The organism is Gelidibacter salicanalis, assembly GCF_016469035.1.
Lineage (GTDB): Bacteria > Bacteroidota > Bacteroidia > Flavobacteriales > Flavobacteriaceae > Gelidibacter > Gelidibacter salicanalis_A.
Genome location: NZ_JAEHJZ010000008.1, coordinates 129,214 through 150,254, shown reverse-complemented (window position 1 = coordinate 150,254; position 21,041 = coordinate 129,214). Strand labels below are relative to the sequence as shown.

Below are 21,041 nucleotides of genomic sequence, written 5' to 3'. Positions count from 1 at the left end.
TTTTCTCAACCATAAACAGCAAATTTTACATTGAGAGAATCGTGATATCGCTCCATGCTTAAAAGTTTCGTACTTTTGCCAACGGCATGTGGGCGGTTCTCACGTAACTTTAGATGTAAACTTCACAACTTAGTTTTATTACTAGGAAGTGAAGAGGGTTTTTGCTGACCTTTGGTCTAAAGTGTGAGTCCGTCCTATTGCTTTTGTGCAACTGTACACTTTTCATATTTTATAAGAAACATCGTTCCATAATTTCAATTGTGAGAACGATTTTTTGTTTCTAGCCAGTAGTCTTCACTACTTTCTTAGAAAGAAAATGGCTTCAAAAAATCATACTCACAAGGGATGCTGTAACATGAGGGTGTGACACTTTAATATTACAACATCCAAAACCGCCCTAGGTTCCCTATTTTTTGGAAGAAACCCAGTTTGGTGCTTATTTTAAAACGCGACAGCTTAAAAGTAGTATCAATCTTAACGTTTTCCAAATGTTTTGAGGTTTTACCTAAAATATAGGACAGAAAGGGGGTTTACAAAAACAATACTAACATTTTAAAACCAACTCATTTGCCTATGCTTACACCTCATAACTGATACTATACAAATGGAGCTTGCTATTAATACCTCGCTGTGCCAATTGCAATCCTCCATCCCTAAGAAATGGCAGCACTATAAAAAAATAGTGCAACATAGCGAGCAATTAGATTTAGTCTTTTGGGAAAGGGCTGCCGGTTGATGGAGATCTGGTTAATGCCGGCGGCCCCGCTTCCCTAAACACCTAACATCCACGTGCCTATGACGTAAAAAACACAAAAAATATAGTGGTCAAAAAAAATTGACCAAAAAAAAGACCCGCTCCCAGTTTTCGACGACGTTGGAGCAGGCCAAAAGTTAAAATAAATGTATCACTTTAACCAATTACAAAACTATGACAAAAAATCATAACTTGTGTAGGCGGCGGCGTATATATGCCGGCTGTCTCTTCTTCCTAAGCATTTCACTGACCCTTTCTGCCCAGGACCTACTGGTCTCCGGCCAGATTACCAATGGGCAATTGCCCATCTCTGGCGCCAATGTTATTATAAAAAACACCAATACGGGCGTGGTATCTGATTTTGACGGGCGCTACACCATTACTGCCAGACCAACGGACAGCCTTCAAATTTCCTATTTGGGCTATACCACGCTTATTATCCCCATCCACAACCGCAGTACCATCAACATCATCTTGCAAGAAGATGCCACCGCCCTGGGCGAGGTCCGGATCAATGCGGGCTACTACACCACTACTGACCGTGAGAAAACGGGGAGTATTGCGCGGATTACTGCTAAGGAGATTGAGGGGCAGCCTGTCAACAATGCATTGGAAGCTTTGCAAGGGCGAGTGCCCGGATTGGAAGTCACACAAACCACTGGCCTAGCAGGTGGTGGCTATACGGTAAGGATACGCGGACAGAATAGTATAGCAGCAGGAAATGAACCACTTTATGTTATTGATGGGGTGCCTTATGATATCAACTCTTTGAGTAACCCTTCGTTAGCCGGGCTAGTATTGCCGGGAGGAATTATCAACCCTCTAAACACAATAGATCCATCTGCCATTCAATCCATTGAGGTTTTGAAAGATGCTGATGCCACCGCAATTTATGGCTCAAGGGGAGCAAACGGGGTTGTTCTAATTACAACAAAAAAGGGGGAAATAGGTAAAACTACTATGTCCTTTGATGTTTCTACTGGTATTAACTCTGTAGATACAATGACCACTTTGTTAAATACCGAACAATATTTGGCCATGAGAAAAGAAGCCTTTGCCAATGAGGGCATTACTGTATATCCTGCTTATGCATATGACATTAATGGCACATGGGATCAGAATAGGTACACCAACTGGCAGGATAAATTCATTGGCAACACAGGATTGAACAATACATTCAAGTCTTTAATCTCTGGCGGAAATGAAATGACTCGTTTTGTCGTTGGAGGGAGTTTCATGAAAGAAACCACAGTATTTCCAAAGGATTTTAATTATAGGAAAACAACTTTTTTTTCCAATCTAGGGCATCAATCTCCAAATAAAAAATTCAAACTACAATTAACGACGAGCTATGGACAGGACAAAAACTATTTACCAACAAGCGACCTGATAAGGGTTGCTAAATTTTTACCCCCAAACGCACCACAAATCTATAATGATGAGGGCAATTTGAACTGGGAAAATTCAACGTGGAACAATCCTTATGCCGCGTTGGAAAGCACCTATAAAAATAAAACAGGCAACCTATTGGCCAACTCTGTCATTAGCTACAGGTTTTTTGAAGGTTTGGAATTTAAAACCAATCTGGGTTATAGCCATTCTAACCTGGTTGAAAAGCAAGCCAACCCACATACCATGTATAATCCTGCATATGGCCTGACAAGTACTTCATCCAATGCTTTGAAAAATGAAGGCAAAAGAAGTTCCTGGATAATTGAACCACAGCTGGACACCTCACACAATCTTGGCAAGGGAAAGTTGACTTTTACAATGGGAACTACTTTTCAGGAGCAGAATATGGAGCAGTTAGGATTATATGCTTCTGGGTTTATAAACAATCAACAGATCAATAATTTTAGTTCCGCACAGAATTTAAAAATTTTGAATGAGGCCAATTCCCAGTATCGTTATTTGGCGCTTTACTCTAGATTAAATTATAATTGGCAGCAAAAATATATCATTAATCTTACCGGAAGAAGAGATGGGTCGAGCAGGTTTGGTGAAGGGAATCGATTCGCAAATTTTGGAGCTGTTGGTAGTGCCTGGATATTTTCTGAAGAAAATTTTTCAAAACATTTAAAATGGTTAAGTTTTGGAAAATTCAGGGCCAGTTATGGTACCACAGGAAACGACCAAATAGGCGATTACCAATATCTCAGCAACTATAATGTTTCCAACAGCAATTATGACGGACTCATAGGTCTTTATCCATCCCGCTTATATAACCCGCATTTTAAATGGGAAAAAAACAAAAAAATTGAGGCGGCCATTGAAGCACAATTATTGGATGGCCGCATTAGTTTTGAAGTGGCCTATTATCACAATCGTTCTGACAATCAGCTCATAGACATCCCTATGCCAGGAACCACGGGTTTTAGTGGTATAAAATCAAATCTCAATGCCATTGTAGATAATAAGGGATGGGAAATGGGAATACAATCCCGTAATTATGAAACTGATTTTTTCCATTGGAATAGTTCCTTTCAGTTGACCATACCAAAGACTCAATTGGTGTCATTTGAAGGGCTTGAAAATTCAACTTATTCCAGTCAACTGGTATTGGGACGGCCCCTTTCCATTTATAAGTTATATCAATATTCAGGAATTAACCCTGGGACAGGTCTATATGAGTTTGTCGATTACAATGGAGACGGGGAAATCACGGCAAAGGAAGACCGTCAATTAATTGCAGATGTATCCCCTAAACTTTATGGAAACCTTTCCAATTCAATCCGTTATAAGAATTGGAATTTAGATATCCTATTCCAATTTGTTAGAAAAAACGGACTCAATGAATTTTATAACACTGAGCCACCGGGTTTTATGCAAAATCAACCCGTTGGCGTTTTGGATCATTGGCAAAATACCAGCAATCCCGGATATTTACAGGCCTATACTTCAGGGCGCAATTTTAATGCGTACTATGCCCATATCAAATTCACCCAAAGTGATGCCATTATTTCTGACGCTTCATTTATAAGGCTTAAAACACTTTCCTTATCATATAAATTGCCATTGAAAAAAGAAAGTGCCACTTCATGTACACTTTTTCTTCAAGGTCAGAACCTTTGGACGCTTACCAGTTTTAAGGGAGGAGACCCCGAGCAAATATCAGGCTTTCTGCCTTCCCTGAAAAGATATTCCTTAAGAGTTAAAATAGAACTATAAAAACCATACATATGACACCATTTAGATTTATAAAGGAAATTAGATTTTTTATGAAATGTATCACCTTATGCTCCATACTACTATTATTTCTTGGGTGTGAAGCTTTTCTAGAAGCCGATTCACCAAACGACCAAATAGACCAAAGCGACGTTTTTCAAGATGAAGCCTATGCAACAGCCGCTGTTACAAACTTATATAGTGCACTTCGAGACGGCGTTTTATTAACGGGAAAAACTAATGGGCTGAGTGTTCTGTTTGGGCTATATGCAGATGAATTAGACTATTATTCCAGTTCAGGCTCCGCATTTGAAGCTTTTTACAATCACCAAATAATGGCATCAAATACTAATGTCAAAAGTATTTGGGATGCTTCTTATAATTTGATTTTTATGTGCAATTCTGCTCTAGAGGGATTAGACAGTTCCCAGAACCTGTCGCCATCTGTAAAAAATCAATTGAAAGGTGAAGCTTTGTTTGTAAGGACCCTAGTACATTTTTATTTAAATAATTTATTTGGTGAGATCCCTTATATCACATCAACCGATTATGTACAAAATCAAAAGGTATCCAAAACGGAACTGGAAAAGATAAATCAAATGGCCATTCAAGATTTGATTGAAGCAAAAGCCTTTTTAAATGACACCTACCCTTCAACAGAAAGGATAAGAGCAAATCGGTCCGTAGTCTCCGCTTTACTGGCAAGGGTCTATTTATACAATGAAAAATGGCAAGAGGCAGAATTGGAGAGTTCTTATATCATTGACAATACCGCTATATATAACCTTGGACCATCACTGAACGAAGTTTTTTTAAAAAGTAGCAAAACGACAATTTTACAACTAAAACCAAAAAAAGCAGGAGATAACACAGATGAGGCGGTCTCATTTCTTTTTAGCTCCGCTCCACCTCCATTTATAGCTTTAAACCCTGACCTTGTTTCTTCGTTTCTAGACAATGATTCAAGAAAAAGGGACTGGATCAAAGAAGTGACCGATGGGGACCAAATATGGTATGCGCCTTTTAAATACAAACAAAACCAAAACACCAAAGCAAGTCAGGAGTATTCCGTGGTTATGCGTTTGTCAGAACAATACCTGATACGTGCAGAAGCCAGAACTCATTTAGGGAATTTAATTGGGGCCAAACAAGATTTAAATATGATTAGAAATCGGGCCGGGCTAGAGGATACGACCGCTTCAAATAGCTCAGATTTAATTGAGGCCATTTTAACTGAGCGCAAGTTTGAATTTTTTGCAGAACATGGCCATCGCTGGTTTGATCTAAAGAGACTAAACAAGGCCGAGGAAGTTTTGGGACCAGTAAAGAACAATTGGAAAATAACGCATATCCTTATGCCCATTCCAGAAACTGAACTTCTATTGAACCCTAATTTAGCTCCACAAAATGCTGGATATTAATATGGACAAGTCACAACAGATCCTTAGTCTCAATCCTATTGTTTTTTTTATTTACTTCTTCAGCGCTTTAGCATTGGCACAGGCACCTGCAAGTAAAAAATTATATAAAAAGGAATTGGATACAGTGTGGAGCAAAAATATCTATATTCAAAATTTGAGTTCTGATGGACGTTGGGTGACATTAAAGAAATTCAACTATAAAAATAAGGAAAGCTATCTCCTCCTGAACACTGAGAATGCAGATACCATCTCATTGGGCCATGTTTCCTCCATCTCCTATTCCAACAATAGCGCGTGGACTGGATATATGGACAAAGATCGAACATTTACATTATTGAATCTAACAAATGGGGTAAAGACGAATTACAGGAACGTCAATAAATTCAACTTTGACAGTACAGGTGGCTATCTGGCTTTACTGATTCAAAATTCAGAACATTTAAATGTTCTCCAGGTGATCAATTTAAATAACCTGAGTATCTGGGAGGAAAATGGAGTGGTCGATTATCAATGGCTTCCCCATCTTCCTAAAATTGTGATCACTAAAAAAGTCCAAAATAATTCAAAGATTTCCTTGTATGATTTTAGGGATAATATCGCAAATACCATTAAAGAGTACTCTAAAAATTCTTATTCTCATATCACAATAAGTAAGGAGGGACAATCAATTGTTTTTTTGGAAAAAGAGAACAATTCATATTCTTTAATTAGTTACTCCTGCCCAACTGGAAAAAGTGAGGTTTTGAACAATAAGGAACTACAGGTACAATTACCAATGACTAATATTTCTAATAAGGATTTATATATTTCCGATAATGGACTAGCTATATTTTTCTATAGAAGATCTGCAGATACAACTAGCGTACCACAGACTGCGATGGAAGTATGGAAGTCCTCTGATCCTTGGATTCTCCCACGAATGCAACATTACAGCAAAAATGAACAGACATATTTATTGACTGTATGGGATATAAATACAGGCAGTATAACTCCAATTTCCGACATGGAACACCCCACGGTGCAATATAACCCAAATCATGACCACGCCGTAGTTTACGACAAGATGCTCTATGAGCCTCAGTACAAACAATATGAAGATGTTGACCTATATCTTAGGGATTTTAAGACAGGAAACAAGAAACTCATTACAGAACGACAATATAACGAGCAGGGTTTCATATCATTATCTCCCAATGGAAGATATGTAGCCTACTTTAAAGATCAGGTATGGTGGGCCTATGATTCAAAATCATTTAAAACAATCGCGTTAACTCAAAATTTGGATATATCCTTTGAACGCGATAACAATTCTGGCGTCAAGGACAATAGCCCTTATGGTATTCCCGGTTGGTCAGAAGATGAAAGGTATGCTATAATATATGACGAATATGACATTTGGTTGATTGAAATCAATGGGAGCTGCAAAAAAAGAATAACAAATGGTAGGGAGGAGAATATAGTTTATAGAATTAGCAGAGATCAAGGAAGAAATGATATTCAATACTTGAATCTTTTAAATAACCATTCAGGAATAGGTTATAATTTGAATGAAGGATTTATTTTAGAATTGACAAGTGATAATTTTGACACAGGTTATTCCTTTTGGAATGAAGGATCAGGCCTTAAAAAAATTTTCTATGAGAATGCAATCGTAGAAGATGTCTTAATAAAAAATGACATCATAGTCTTTAAAAGGAATGAATTTAATATACCATCTGCAATTTTTAAAATGAATGTTAAAAATATGCAATTAGAAATGCTTTATCAAAGCGATTCAGAACTATTAAATTATGATCTCGGAGGCAAACGATTTATCAACTATAGAATAGCTGATGGAACAACTTTAAGGGGGCTGCTTTTTTATCCAGCCAATTTTAATTCAACCAAAACCTATCCAATGATTGTGAAACTGTATGAGAAGGTAATCAAGCACGATCTATTGTATTTTCCGCCTTCAGATTACGAGTATACTGGTTTTAATTTACTTAGATATCTCACCAATGACTATTTTGTTTTTATTCCAACTATAGCTTATGAGATTAAAAACCCTGGAAAATCTGTTATAAAATCGGTAATGCCGGCGATAAATAAAATATTGGAAGAATTTCCCATAGACAAAACTCGAATAGGATTATTTGGGCATTCCTTTGGTGGTTATGAAGCCGCTTTTTTAGTTACGCAAACAAATCTTTTTGCTGCTGCGGTAGCTGGTTCGCCAGTTACCAATTTAACGCAATATTATCATGACATAGGATGGGACTGGAGGAAAGAACAAATATGGCGTATAGAAAACCAACAATTTCGCATGGGTGATTCTTACTATAATTTAAAAGAAAATTATAAAATGAATTCCCCTTTGAATTATATTGAAAAGCTGAACACACCTCTTATGTTATGGACGGGAAAGAAAGATAATAATGTCAATTGGACCCAATCCATAAATATGTTTATGGCCATGAAACGATTAAACAAAATAGGTGAACTGGTTTTGTTTGAAAATGAATCCCATTATTTGTTAAACCCTGAAAATCAAGAAAACTTATCTATTAAAATCTTCAATTGGTTTAAATTTTATTTAAAAAAAGAATGGAGTGACTAATCACTCCATTCCATCAATTATTACAATCCATTATGTGTCAGAGGAACAATACACGAGGTACTGTTCTCCTGCTCTGCATAAACTTGATTTCCGTTGTAAACACATGGTATTAAAGATACCTGATTACAATCTTTAGGTGCGGGCACACAAACGTTATCTTGAAAAATGTAACCAGTTCTTAAACTGTTACCATCTTCAAATACTGTGCTCTCTGAAGCAAAAGCAAATGCTATTGCCATTAGAAACGCCATAACTGGCATTCCTGATTTTAAGATTCTCGTTTTCATACTATTAAAATTTAAATTAATGGCCTACAATGTTTTACAGGTATTCGGCCTTACTCCTGATACTGCGCAGTATATTATTGAACGGGCTCCGGTTTTAAACGGTACACCCATAATTTATCGTTTACCAATCCTATGATAATATCACCAAACACTTTGAATTCCCTTAACTTTTCTCCAGGTTGGTGATAGAAATAAAAGCTGTGCACATAGGCATTGTCCTTTATATCATATTGGTCAATGATGCCAGCAGATTTAAGGACCTCATCGTCTTCATATTTTCCTAAGCGGTCACTGTTGATATATAGATTTTCGCCATAAGTATCCGCATAACGGTTTACCAAAACTGCATTACCTAATTTTGATTCGTCATTGGCGGTATAACGTGCAATATCCAATTTGGCCTTACTGACCGTATCAATGGTCTTGCCAGTAAACTCAAAGGTCAAGTCCTTGTCCGCTACTTCATATTGATTGCGGTAATAATAGATATAGAGCACCTGTTTTGTCTGGTCGTTCCATAGGAGCATTCCGTCAGTGTCAAAAGTGCCATCCAATTGGTTTTTGAGTACTTGTGGGTGCAACTCTAGGTGCACATCATCTTGATCTTTATGTAGGACACCTAATGTATTGGACTTTGTTTTGGTGCTCGTCGTCAAGATGGCCAATGATGTGCTATCCATAAAAGCGAACTGGTAGAAAAATGCATCGTCCTTAGAAAATGTTTTTGCTTCCCAGTTTTTTGTCTCTCCCTTAAAAAGGATCGGTACCGTGCCATCTCCAATAAAAAAGTGAGGTGGTGCAACTTCAATCCTTACGCGTTTGTAGGGCAGTTCGTAAGTGTCGATCTCTATTTTAAGATCACGGACCTTTTTTAAATCCCTGCCCAGTTCCTTCAAATACAGGGGCGCATTATAATTGCCCAGGTAAATAGCGCTGCCATCCACTCCCGCAAAATAAAATGCATTGGACTCCAGTTGGTACTCTCCAATCTTTTTAAGCGCATGGGGAATGTATTTTCTTTGAAATGCATTGTTTCGTTTAATTTCTTTTTCTGAAGTCAAGAACAGCACAATCATCATCCCTATTCCCATAATCACCATCACTGACAGCCTCAAAACAACTTTTTTTAATGAGGCCTTATCCATAATATAGATTGCCCATATTGCCAATGCAATGAAAACGATATTCAATACTAAATGTTCCGTCCATCCCAAAGCTTCCAGCACTCCACCACAGGAACAGGGCACAAAAGGCGTAAAATTTAAGATAATGACGATATAAGAAGTGAACAGAACCATTAAGAGGAAAGCTATATAAAGTCCCAAGAGTCGCGTTTTATGAAGGCTCAATAAAACAGCTATGATAATTTCCATTAAAATAACTCCCCAAGATAAAAACCCTGCAAATGCCGCCAGTATTGGAGATTGGCCCAACTGGGTCTCAAAGGTCTGAAAATCCAAAAATTTACTGACTGCCGCATACACGAACAACAGGACGAACAGCAAACTGACCACCCATGGTATTTTTTGTAGAAAGGATTTTGGAACTAACATATCATTTGATTTGATATGGTAAAGTTCCAAACTTAAATTTGATTAAAAAGGAGTATTACTTGCCTAATCGGGATTAATTTACTTGTAGTCAATACTATATGTCTTTGAAAAATCAATTTTTACGGAGCTCACTTGGAGAAAACCCATATTTGTTTTTGAATGTTCTTGAAAAATGGGCGGGACTCTTATAACCTGTCCTGTAGGCTATATTCTTGATAGCAATATCACTGTACTGAACCATCAATTGTGCCTTCCGCAAACGGGCATCCGTATGAAATTTATAGACCGTAACACCATAAAGTACCCTGAAACCATATTTCAGTTTAAACTCGTTCATGCCAAACTTGGCTGCCAGGCCCCTTATCGGAGAATAACTTTTTTCTGGATATTTGGAAATCAGTTCGCGCGCCTTCCTTATTTGGCGAATGTCCTCTTGGGTCAATGCGACACTTCTTTTTGGGTTTTCAAATTTGGTCTTCTCAATTTGTATTTCCACTATTTTCTTTGACTTCATGACCTTATCCCTCAACTCATCCTGTAATTTCTGCTGATGGGTTGTATGGTGGATAAGCGTGACCACGGTTAGTTCCTCATTGTCCGAGTTTCCGACCATACGGGAAACATACATTTTTTTTGGCAGGATCAGATGTGATTTGGTCTTGAGCGACAACACCATATCCATGTCAAATGGAGCCCCTTCCCCCAAACTCCGAAATTCTTTCCAAGTTTTCTTAGACCCGTTGTTCAAAAATTCAATAAATGCTCTTTTATCGCCATCTTTCCAATCTATGTCCAAGATTTCCAGACCCTTTTGGCTGGCATGCCATATAAGATCATTTTTGTCAAGGATGAAACTCATTTGTACGATGTCCAATATTTCCGAATCTTTGTTGCGAAGACCCTCATGAACAATCGAATCTCCAAGCTCTTCCGCCAACATGTTCAGGGTCACGACCAACCCCTCGATTTCATCATTGTGCTCTGAGCGTTCAATTCGATATTGGAAATTGCTACTGGCCAATTGCAACAACATCTGATGGATAGCACTTATTCTAAGTTTGTTTTCATGGTTCATATCATATAGGATTAGTCATAATTATTTAGTCTTCAATAAAGGTTTTTAGAAACTCCAATGCGTCATCAATATCCACAAAGATTTTTGAAGGCACGGAATGAGAGTTGGCATGGAGGTAGTAAGATGACAAGCTTTTGGAGACTGGAGGCCCTACAACAAATGCCACGGCCGTCAAAAAGGTCGAGCCTTCAAGCGCAAAATAGGATCGGGCAGATTTATTTATTTTCCTGACCGCCCTGATATCGCAAAGCACCGGCATGCTAAGTCCCTTTTGGACCTCTAGCCTATCCCTTACAATACACAAAGCAGCATCATGTTCCAGAATAATTTGCTTAAAATTGACATGCAAAATCCCATCAATACAATCATAAGTCGCAAAGTCATTCTGAAAGACCATGAAAATTATTTAAAAACTGGTACTGACGAAATTACAAAATTAACATCAGTAAAAATTGACTAAAACGGATAACTATTTGACTAATAAGGATTAATAATTGACTAAAACGTAAAAAGATTTGACTAATCGGGATTATTATGCACAAAGGCAATTAAATTATGTCAGAACATATTAATTTCTATCCCACAAAAATAATTGGTCCCCATTTCAATCGAAATCTGGGCAAATCTTATCAAAAGACAAATCCTAGGCCGATGAAATATCAAAAGTTGAGATCAGAGTTTGAGATGAATTTGGAAGTGTTGGAATCCAGAACGGATGACATCTTACATATGGCCAAGCATGGCATCTCTCACGATTAAACGAAGCCACACAATCCTTCATAATCTCACGGGTGTATTTTTACAGATCCTCGCTATGGTCCTGCAACCGTTTCAGTTCGTATTTTGAAGGATTTACGGTAATAGAATAAAACCGTGGTTCGGGCTTTTCAAGTTTTGCGGTATTGCCATCTATTTCCCTGACCACTTCCTCCGCTAAAATGCCCTCGCCATATTGGTTAAAGAAATGTTCCTTTTCCTGTTGCTCCAAGCCTTGGTTTTCCTTCTCCAGATAGCCAACAAAATCAGCCGAACTTTTAGAATAATTGCCTCCCATTTTTTGAGCTGTGATCGTGACGTACATTACCTATAATTTAAAGTTCATTTTTGAGATTTTGCTTTTACCGCTTCGCTCTCCCTTTGGTCGTGAATCTCGTAGACTCGATTTCGCGAAAGTGAACTTCCTTTCTTTCCTCGGCATATTTCTTTTCCACTATCAAAGGTTTTTTGTTTGGCTGTTCTGTCTCAAAAAGGGATTGAATCATTGCAACCGTAGGCTTGGTTTGGGTCTTTTCAACATCCCTCATTATAGCGATTACTGCATTGATTCTTTTTAATAGTTTGGCTTCGATGGTTCTCCCTGTCGGATCTAATTTTTCTTTTGGTGATATCTCGTTATAGAAGAAAAAATCAAGAATGGTTTCCATCGTTTCCGTATGTGTCTTGAAGTGCTTTTTTGAAAATTCCTGAAAACGTTTGGCAGTTTTCCTTTTGAACCTGATGGTGATGAATGCATCCATTTTTTTTCGCTTTTTTGTGCATTTGACGCAAATCCATCCCAGTTTACAGGTGGTTTCGGGGCATTTGACGCAAATTGATGAAATCTAAAAAATCAATTAATTTTCAAGTAATTGAAAATCAATTATTTATAAACGAAAAGGAATGTGTAACGTGGCTCTGCCCGTTACCCTCTTGCTATTCCTTTTCGTCACGCCAAAGCGTGACAAAAATTTCATACAATCTGGCTAAAAAGCCAATTGCCCCTTTAGGAATTCGGAAATTCCTATATGTAAAATATAGATGGATACAGCTACCAGCGAAAGTTGAAAATAGGGTAGCTATATTAATTATGTGTGCTGAATTTCAGCGAAATAAAGATACGGTTTTTTCTTGAACTGGAATTACTTGAACAGAAAAAACACCTCCAAAATTTAGAGGTGCCTGATTATTAAGTTTAGAAAATTAGATCTTGAATATGAACTTATAGGAATATAAATTTCGTAAAGCTTCTTCCTCTATCATCGTTTCAAAACAGGTATAATTTTCCCTTACGTATTTGCGAATATCATCGCCAAATTTTCGTTCCACATCGTTGTTGTAATTTTCCAAAAGACGGTTTTGAGCCTCTTCGCTCAAGTCTGTAAAATTGAGATATACCATAGCTTTAAATTTTAGTATTCGCTTGGTAACATCAGCGTATCATTTACAAAAAATAACCGCAATTTATCGAGCGGAAAATCGGTTGCCCGATAGCCGTGTTTTTCAAGAATATTATCATTTCCGTCCGTGTAAATTATCTCGGCTTCATAGCCTGTAAAATCTTGTTTTTTTTTGGACAATCTTTTAAAGTCTATGGTTATAAATTCGTTATCACGACTCGTGATAACGAATTTTATCCCAAGTAAATCGTTATCCAAAGTTATTACCCAATAATTTCATAAACACCTGTAAACCAACATTACTTTTGATAATAATATCGTGATAATATTTGTTATTCTCAAGTGAGTGCAATGTTGCATTCCAATAAAAAAATAACAAATGGACACAGAAAAAGAAATCAAATCCCTGATCAGGGATTGTGTAGCCTACCTCAGGGAGGAAGGCTACAGCGAACCCCGAATTAAAGATTACCATCAGTTCTGGCGTAATGGAATTGAGCAGTACATGGATAAAAACCTTTTGGTAAACTACCATGCTGGAATTGGTGAGAAATTTTTAAGCGGTATCCCGCCAATGAGCGACTCACACATGCGCGCAATCCGTCGCAGTGTACACGTACTGGATGACTTTCTATTTTATGGGAAAGTCAGGAAAAGAAGCGTAAAATATGTGTATCATGAGTTGCCCGGTAAACTAGGGGAAGTCGCTCTCGAGTTTATAGTATCCCAAGAAAGGCTCCGTCGCTGCAAACCTATCCTTAATACGCACCGTCGTATTTTGAGTTACTTTATTGCCCATCTTACATTAAGGTCGATAGACCAAGTTTCGGCCATTGGTGAAGATGATGTTCTTACCTTCATATCATCAGTTCAGAATTGCAAGGACAGGTATCTAAATACTATCCGACTATTTTGCCGGTTCTTGTATCAAAAAAAATACATTGACAGAAATGTGGAATACTTCATCGGAAGAAACAACTATCCATTGCGTGAAAAACTGCCCTCAGTCTACAATGCCGATGAGATAGGGCATATCGAAAATAGGGTAGAGCAATCCAGTACGGTGGGCAAACGTGATTATGCAATGCTCCTTCTGGCCACACGGCTTGGTCTCCGCTCTTCGGACATAGCGGGGCTGACCTTTGGGAATTTGGATTGGCAACATAATCTCATATCCCTGATGCAGTGCAAGACAAAGAAAATAATAGAACTCCCGCTTTTGACCGATGTCGGCGAAGCCATTATCAACTACCTGAAATTTGGAAGACCAATATCCGATTTTCAGCAAGTGTTCCTGACTGCCAGTGCCCCCTACCGTCCCGTGAACAGTAGGCTCATCAATGGAGTGGTAAGCAGAAAAATAATAGCATCTGGCGTTGATATCAAAGGCCGTAAGTTCGGCCCCCATGCCATGCGGCACACCCTGGCCAGTCAGTTGTTACGCAATGGAACTTCGCTTCCGGTCATATCCGAAACACTCGGACACTCCGACACGCAGGCCACCATGAACTATTTGCGCATAGATATAAACAGTCTTATGCAGTGTGCACTTGATGTACCCTTAGTACCGATAAATTTTTATGAGCAGAAAGGAGGTGTTTTTTATGGATAAGCAAGTTAAATATGAAAGTGTGTTTGCCCCCTATTTTGATAGCTTCCTGAAGATGAAGGATACCATGGGTTATGGGCTTTACAAGTACGAACGTATCTTTTTAGATCTTGACAGGTTCTTTTTAAAATCCAGAGCCACAGCGACCTACATAAGCAGTGAACAGATTGCAGCTTGGAGGGCAACCCGTGTAAACGATAAGGCCCGGACGCTGTATGACAAATACTCCGTATTGTCGCAGTTCTGCAAGTATATGTGCCATCTTGGCCATGAATGCTACATCCCACGGCTCCCCAGGAGAAAGGATCTGGACTTTATCCCCTATGTTTTCACTCATGAGCAAATGAGATGTATTTTCCAGGAATGCAATAGATTAAATCTGTTCCGCGGCAATATGAACACAGCTCTTGTTGCTATACCTGCTTTAATACGCTTCCTCTACAGTACCGGGGCAAGGATCAATGAGGCCTTATCCATTAGGAACATGGATATCGATTACCAGAACCATCAGGTCATTATAAGAAAAACAAAAAACAAGATGCAACGAATAGTTCCGATAAACCCATCCCTGGAGGAAGTAATGAAGCAATACGAAGGATATAGGGACCGTATGCCTGTTGAAGGCCCGGCGGACAAGGAACATTTTTTCTTTATGAAAGCGAATGGGAAGACATTTACAAATAGTACTGCATACAGGTGGTTCAAAAAGGTGCTAAAACAGTGTGGGATACCACATATAGGGAAGATGCAGGGACCTCGTATACATGATATCCGGCATACCTGTGCGGTTCACTCCCTTTAAAAAATGGTGAAAAATGGAGTGGATATTTATTGTGCGCTCCCAATCCTATCCACTTTTCTGGGACATACGTCCATAAAGGGAACCGAAAAATATGTTAGGATGACAGAGGAAATTTATCCAGAAATCATCAAAATGGAAAACCCACTTACTTCCTTTGTGTTCCCCAACCAAATCAAAATAGACATCAATTATGGAAACAATCACTGATTTTGCGAAATACCTTACAAGGTTCTTTACAGAGTATCTTGTTGGCGAAAGGGGAGCCAGCTCCCATACGATAAGATCGTATAGTGAGACCTTTACCCTTGTACTTACCTTTATGGATAAGGTTAGAGCTAAATCTGCGGACAGGCTGACCCTCAACCATTTTAACAAGGAGACTGTTCTTGGCTTCCTTGATTGGCTAGAGGAAAACCGGAAATGCTCCAACTCGACCCGAAACCAAAGGTTGGCCGCTTTGCATTCATTTTTCAGATATATGCAATATGAAGATGTCAAACGTCTTGGACAATGGCAGGACATCCTGTCCATTAAAGTCAAGAAACAGGGAAAAAGAACTGCTGTCAATTGCCTGACCGTTGAAGGCATCAAATTCTTGCTGGAACAAATACCGGTTAACACCAAAGCAGGGCGGCGGAACTTAGCGCTGCTGTCATTGCTTTATGATAGCGGGGCAAGGGTGCAGGAACTCATAGATCTGACCCCGGTATCCCTGCATTTGATCAAACCATATTATGTTACTCTTTTGGGAAAAGGGTGCAAAAAAAGAATTGTTCCCTTGCAGAATGAACAGGTAAATCTGCTGATGGCTTATATAAAGGAAAATCGCCTTGATAACCTGGCATACAACCAACGGCCCTTGTTTGCTAACAATAGGGGTGAAAAGCTGACAAACTCAGGAGTGACATATATCCTAAATCTTTATGCAAAGAATGCAAGGATGCTCAGGCCGGAGATAATACCTAAAAAAATGAGCCCACATACGTTGCGCCACAGTAAGGCAATGCACCTTTTGCAATCCGGGATAAACTTGGTGTACATACGCGATATCCTCGGACATGTATCCATCCTGACTACTGAAGTTTATGCTAGGGCTGACTCAAAACAAAAACGTGAGGCATTGGAAGCCGCTTACGTTAATGTCATACCAGTCAAAGCAAACGAAGCGAGCTGGGAAAAGGACTCGAAACTTAGGGAGTGGCTAAGGAATTTTAACAAATAATCAATATCGTTATCCAAAGCTGTTCTAAAAAGTAAACAGACTAAAGCATTGATTAACAAAAGGTTAGTAAAAACACTTTGGATAACGATTTACTTGGGATAAAATTCGCTTCGGTTCATCAAATTTTTTGCAATTACCGAAGTGTCTGTAATGAGCCAAAAACAATCTGCTACATTAGCAAGATATTTTAGTCCGTCCGTAAAGCGTGTTCTTAATAACGGGATTTGATAGAACATTTCTGTTCCGTGAAAATGTTGCAATCCTTCTTTGATTTCGTTAACTTGTGCTTTCATTGTGCATATATTTAAAGTGTGAATAATGAATAAGAGGGCGCTACTTTCCACGGGAACGCCCTCTTAAATTTTATCGCTGTTATTCAGCGTTTCCGTTGTCCTTGGCTCCAAGTAACAGGATTTCATCGGCTACCACTTCGGTAACGTATCGTTTCTCCCCAGTTTCGGTTTCATAAGAACGGGAAGTCAATTTGCCTTCTATGGCAACTTCCTTGCCCTTGCCCACGTATTTCTCAACGATTTCGGCAATCTTACCCCAAGCAACAATATTGTGCCATTGGGTGTTCTGCACTTTTTCGCCATCTGAATTTTTATAAAACTCATTGGTTGCAAGTGAAAAATTGGCGACTTTCTTGCCGCTCTCTAGGGTCTTGGTTTCGGGGACATTTCACACGTTTCCAATCAATTGTACTTTGTTTTTTAAAGTGCTCATAATAAAAGAATTAAAGATTAATTAAAATGCTATCTGAACCATTCAGACAGTAAGTTTTTATATTTTTTTTGAAATGATTTACTTATTATATCTTGAGCGTTTTCCTTTTTTGTTTTTGTTGGTATCGCTTCCTTTGGCATGTTTTTGTAAGATTTCATAAGTTTCATTTTAGATTTACTTCCCATAGCGCCCTCGCTGTACCTTTTTTTGTTGCTGATACATTTTCAATATTTGGAATTGTTTAGGACTTATAAAAAAGAGCGAGGTACAAGCCTGGTTTATGCAGTCCGGTCAAGTTCCAAATGTTGGTATTTTGCTGGCAAAAAAAGGTTGGACAGTGCGGGTGCGGATGTAGATCTAAAGGCTCATGTGAAGTATAAAAACATAGGAAGTGGCATCAAATCCTTAAATGGAATTCCTATTTGGCGGACGCTATTTCCAATTTTAGATAAGGAATGCCTGTGCTGAGCCAAGTCGAAGTGAAGTGTTCCTTCCCGGCATAGCGGGAAGGGTTAACGGAATGGAAAGCTAAAATCGGGGATTGTGTCCAAGACCTCTTAGGGAAGCTCTTTTCCCGGAATGGAGCTTTTCGTGCAATGTAGGGGAATGTGCTTCCTGTGTTATGATAACGGATTTATCTCGTTTAGCCGTGTTTAAGCGGACTTGACTTCAAAGTTGGAGGTTGCAATGGAGTTTGTAAGCTTCCCGACTTTTTTCGGGAATGAGCGAGCAGGTGAAATGGAAATCGTAAACTTTGGAGTTAGGTCCAAGACTTTTTAATGAAGCGCTTTGCCCGTAATGGAGCATTTCGCGGAATGAAGCGGCAATGGGCTAAAATGTGTGAGCTCAGTTCTTCTATTGTCGGAAAAGTTTAAGCTTTCTTAAAAATTCTAAAAATATAAATGTACCCTGGATTATAAAACAATAATAAGATCCAATATCCCCATTAAAAATATACGCTACTAATCAATTATAAACAGAGTTACCAAACATCAATTCGTAAAAAACTGAGAATAAATCTTTTACCACCTGTTGAAAACATATTATATTTATACCACAACTGAAGCATTCGTACATTTCTTACTCTTTAATTATTAGTCAATTTTAAAAATTTTGACCATTTAAAAAACATCAAATGAAACTTCGCTTATGGTTGAGACTAAAATATTAATCCAAGAAAAACTACTTTTAAGTCAGTTTTTTCTTTTTAATCGAAAAAAATAATTAAGTTTTACTTGACAAAAACTTAACACACGCGTATTAGTCTGCTCTACCGAGTAATAAATATTTAACAATTATTAGATTTGATAAATCAATTTATTACAACAAATATATGAGACTAAAGCATACATGGGTATTATACGTATTAGTGATAGGTATAATTGGGTTTGTGGTTTATCCATTTAAAACTAAAGATTATAGAAAAGTATGGGATTATAAATCTGAAGTTATTATAGACAACTTTGAAAGCTCTAGAATAAGTGAGAATTTAAATTCTATCAAATCTACTATAGAGCTAAGCACAAAAGAATACACCAGCGGAGAACAGTCTTTAAAGGTGTTGTTTAAAGGCGATGAAAAGCTTTCAGGGTTCGACATCACACCGAAAAAACCTTGGGTGCTAGATAAAAACAAAAAATTTAGTTTAGTTTTTGACGCAAAAAGTTTAGGCAATGAAACCACATTCTTATCAATCAATATTAAAAATGGAAAAGGTGAAAGTGTAAAAAGAATCACAAATATTGATAAAGGAGACTTTAAATCGTATTTCTTTGAAATTACTACCGACATTAATGATATAGAAAGTGGATTAAGAGATACTCCCCCTGCATGGGAAACAGATGCTATTCACATGAAAATAAATGGCCTGCTATATGATATCGATTTCTCAGAAGTATCTTCCATCGCATTCTTAAGATTAGAAGGATTAAAAGACAAAACCTTTTTAATTGATAATATCAGAATTGTAGAAAGTCCAGAAAGAGATCCTAATTACCTAACAGGGATTGTAGATAAGTTTGGACAAAATGCGAAAAAAGATTTCCCTATAAAGGTACATTCTGATCAGGAGCTACAGAACATTGCTGATAAAGAATTGAAATCTTTATCGGAATACACGCTAATGCCTGACAGATGCGAATATGGGGGATGGAAAGATGGACCACAACTAGAAGCTACTGGCTTTTTTAGAACAGAAAAAATGAATGGAAAATGGGGATTAGTAGATCCAGATGGTCATTTATTTTTCTCTATTGGCTTAGCGAATGTTCGCATGGCAAACTCTACGACCTATACCGGAATTGATTATACTGATGAAAGCCTTTATCATAGAGATCCTGAAGACGTTACTCCAGAGGATTCCAAAGGAATCATAGATATCCCAATGGAAACTATGAAAACAGGTCATGTAGTCAACAAATTACGACATGATATGTTTCTAGAACTTCCGAAACTAGACGATCCTCTGGCTAAACATTACAGTTATAGAAAAGTATCGCATTTTGGTCCCATAAAGCATGGACAAACATTTAGTTTCTACAGATCTAATTTAGAAAGAAGATATGGGGAAGAATATCCAAATTCATTTTTTGACAAATGGTTAGAGGTCACCGAAAACAGAATGCGTAATTGGGGTTTCACTTCTTTTGGAAACTGGATTGACCCTGCTTTTTATCACCGAAATAACGTGCCATATTTTGCAAACGGATGGATTATTGGAGATTTTCAAAAGGTATACTCTGGTTCAGATTACTGGGGTCCAATGCCAGATCCTTTCGACCCGGAATTTGAAAGAAGAGTAAAAAAGTCTATTGAGGTAGTATCAGAAGAAGTTAAAAACAATCCTTGGTGCATTGGAGTATTTGTAGACAACGAACTCAGTTGGGGCAATGAAAGCTCGACTAAAGCACATTACGGATTGGTTTTAGACGGATTATCTAAAGGGAAAGACAGCTATTTAAAACAACAGTTTATGACCATCTTAAAGACTAAATATCAATCAATAAAAAGCTTAAACAAAAATTGGCAAACTAATATTGCTAACTGGGATGAGCTAGAAAACGGAGTTAACTTTAAAAACCAAAATGAATTTAACGAAGGAATGGTTGCCGATTTTTCAATCATGCTTGAAACTTTTGCTACAAAATATTTCAAAACTGTTCATGATGTTTTAGAAGAAAAAATGCCAGATTATATGTACATGGGATGTCGTTTTGCAGTATGGGGAATCACAGAAGAAGTACGTAAATCAGCAGCTAAATTTGTAGATGTATTCAGTTACAATTACTACAAAGAGGGAATAGGTGAGAAATATTGGAAGTTTTTAGAAGAAGTAGATATGCCAACTATTATTGGTGAGTATCATATAGGCGCTCCAGATTCCGGCTTATTTCATTCTGGTCTGGTGCATGCTACTGATCAAGAAGACAGAGCTAAAATGTGGGCTGATTATGCATACTCTACTATAGATAATCCATATTTGGTTGGTGCCCATTGGTTTCAATACCTAGATTCTCCAATTACAGGAAGAGCTCATGATGGTGAAAATTACAATGTCGGCTTTGTATCTAACACAGACATTCCTTATCCCCCAATGATTAAAAAAGCAAAAGAAGTTAATTCAAGCCTATATTTAAGAAGATTCGGAAAATTAGGCAAGAATAAGTAATACAG

The 21,041-nt window shown here is 37.9% G+C and carries 17 protein-coding genes and 2 pseudogenes; 8 read left to right on the top strand and 11 right to left on the bottom strand.

Features of this window, described 5'->3' with window-relative positions; genetic code table 11:
* Positions 1-928 precede the first annotated feature (928 nt).
* The 3 genes from JEM65_RS05780 to JEM65_RS05770 are packed head-to-tail and all read left to right on the top strand — an operon-like array spanning position 929 to position 7,939.
* On the top strand, positions 929-3,922 hold the full coding sequence (locus JEM65_RS05780; protein WP_199597980.1) for a SusC/RagA family TonB-linked outer membrane protein: 2,994 nt from the start codon (positions 929-931) through the stop codon (positions 3,920-3,922).
* 11 nt (positions 3,923-3,933) lie between these two features.
* Positions 3,934-5,340, top strand: coding sequence for a RagB/SusD family nutrient uptake outer membrane protein (locus tag JEM65_RS05775; RefSeq protein ID WP_233530537.1), 1,407 nt, complete (start codon positions 3,934-3,936; stop codon positions 5,338-5,340).
* 1 nt (position 5,341) lies between these two features.
* Entirely contained in the window at positions 5,342-7,939 is a 2,598-nt protein-coding gene (locus tag JEM65_RS05770; protein WP_199597979.1) for a S9 family peptidase, read from the top strand.
* 20 nt (positions 7,940-7,959) lie between these two features.
* Here the strand turns inward: JEM65_RS05770 and JEM65_RS05765 are convergent, their stop codons facing one another.
* The 6 genes and pseudogenes from JEM65_RS05765 to JEM65_RS05740 form a co-directional block, all read right to left on the bottom strand.
* On the bottom strand, positions 7,960-8,226 hold the full coding sequence (locus JEM65_RS05765; protein ID WP_199597978.1) for a DUF6520 family protein: 267 nt from the start codon (positions 8,224-8,226) through the stop codon (positions 7,960-7,962).
* A 74-nt stretch (positions 8,227-8,300) separates the two neighbouring features.
* Positions 8,301-9,779, bottom strand: coding sequence for a DoxX family protein (locus JEM65_RS05760; protein ID WP_199597977.1), 1,479 nt, complete (start codon positions 9,777-9,779; stop codon positions 8,301-8,303).
* A 112-nt stretch (positions 9,780-9,891) separates the two neighbouring features.
* Positions 9,892-10,854 (bottom strand): AraC family transcriptional regulator, encoded by a 963-nt coding sequence (locus JEM65_RS05755; RefSeq protein WP_199597976.1) that lies wholly within the window; start codon positions 10,852-10,854, stop codon positions 9,892-9,894.
* 25 nt (positions 10,855-10,879) lie between these two features.
* Entirely contained in the window at positions 10,880-11,251 is a 372-nt protein-coding gene (locus JEM65_RS05750; RefSeq protein WP_199597975.1) for a DUF7793 family protein, read from the bottom strand.
* Between the two features lie 405 nt (positions 11,252-11,656).
* A pseudogene (locus JEM65_RS05745) lies at positions 11,657-11,935 on the bottom strand (DUF5712 family protein); the annotation flags it as partial.
* A 37-nt stretch (positions 11,936-11,972) separates the two neighbouring features.
* Entirely contained in the window at positions 11,973-12,371 is a 399-nt protein-coding gene (locus tag JEM65_RS05740) for a BfmA/BtgA family mobilization protein (protein WP_199597974.1), read from the bottom strand.
* Positions 12,372-12,448: 77 nt separating this feature from the next.
* On the opposite strand from JEM65_RS05740, the gene JEM65_RS05735 reads away from it, so the two are divergent.
* On the top strand, positions 12,449-12,745 hold the full coding sequence (locus JEM65_RS05735; protein WP_199597973.1) for a hypothetical protein: 297 nt from the start codon (positions 12,449-12,451) through the stop codon (positions 12,743-12,745).
* 68 nt (positions 12,746-12,813) lie between these two features.
* On the opposite strand, the gene JEM65_RS05730 is transcribed toward JEM65_RS05735, so the two are convergent.
* On the bottom strand, positions 12,814-13,011 hold the full coding sequence (locus JEM65_RS05730; RefSeq protein ID WP_199597972.1) for a hypothetical protein: 198 nt from the start codon (positions 13,009-13,011) through the stop codon (positions 12,814-12,816).
* 11 nt (positions 13,012-13,022) lie between these two features.
* Positions 13,023-13,190 (bottom strand): DUF6876 family protein, encoded by a 168-nt coding sequence (locus tag JEM65_RS05725; RefSeq protein WP_233530536.1) that lies wholly within the window; start codon positions 13,188-13,190, stop codon positions 13,023-13,025.
* Between the two features lie 199 nt (positions 13,191-13,389).
* Here JEM65_RS05725 and JEM65_RS05720 point away from each other — a divergent pair, with 199 nt between their 5' ends.
* The 3 genes from JEM65_RS05720 (at position 13,390) to JEM65_RS05710 (ending at position 16,643) form a co-directional block, all read left to right on the top strand.
* Complete coding sequence (locus JEM65_RS05720) at positions 13,390-14,622, top strand: site-specific integrase (protein WP_199597971.1); 1,233 nt, start codon at positions 13,390-13,392, stop codon at positions 14,620-14,622.
* Positions 14,591-15,421, top strand: a complete 831-nt coding sequence (locus tag JEM65_RS05715) for a tyrosine-type recombinase/integrase (RefSeq protein WP_199597970.1) — start codon at positions 14,591-14,593, stop codon at positions 15,419-15,421. Before JEM65_RS05720 ends, JEM65_RS05715 begins: the two co-directional genes overlap by 32 nt.
* 190 nt (positions 15,422-15,611) lie before the next feature.
* Positions 15,612-16,643, top strand: a complete 1,032-nt coding sequence (locus JEM65_RS05710) for a tyrosine-type recombinase/integrase (RefSeq protein WP_199597969.1) — start codon at positions 15,612-15,614, stop codon at positions 16,641-16,643.
* A gap of 89 nt (positions 16,644-16,732) precedes the next feature.
* Here JEM65_RS05710 and JEM65_RS05705 read toward each other — a convergent pair whose 3' ends face one another.
* The 3 genes and pseudogenes from JEM65_RS05705 to JEM65_RS22825 all read right to left on the bottom strand — a co-directional run bounded on the left by JEM65_RS05705 (position 16,733) and on the right by JEM65_RS22825 (position 17,527).
* Positions 16,733-16,936: a DUF6876 family protein gene (locus JEM65_RS05705; protein ID WP_233530535.1), complete on the bottom strand. Its 204-nt coding sequence runs from the start codon at positions 16,934-16,936 to the stop codon at positions 16,733-16,735.
* 79 nt (positions 16,937-17,015) lie between these two features.
* Positions 17,016-17,369 (bottom strand): annotated as a pseudogene (locus JEM65_RS05700) (single-stranded DNA-binding protein).
* 29 nt (positions 17,370-17,398) lie between these two features.
* Complete coding sequence (locus tag JEM65_RS22825; protein WP_262895220.1) at positions 17,399-17,527, bottom strand: hypothetical protein; 129 nt, start codon at positions 17,525-17,527, stop codon at positions 17,399-17,401.
* 1,175 nt (positions 17,528-18,702) lie between these two features.
* On the opposite strand from JEM65_RS22825, the gene JEM65_RS05695 reads away from it, so the two are divergent.
* Entirely contained in the window at positions 18,703-21,036 is a 2,334-nt protein-coding gene (locus tag JEM65_RS05695; protein WP_199597968.1) for a beta-galactosidase, read from the top strand.
* The last annotated feature ends 5 nt before the right edge of the window (positions 21,037-21,041 follow it).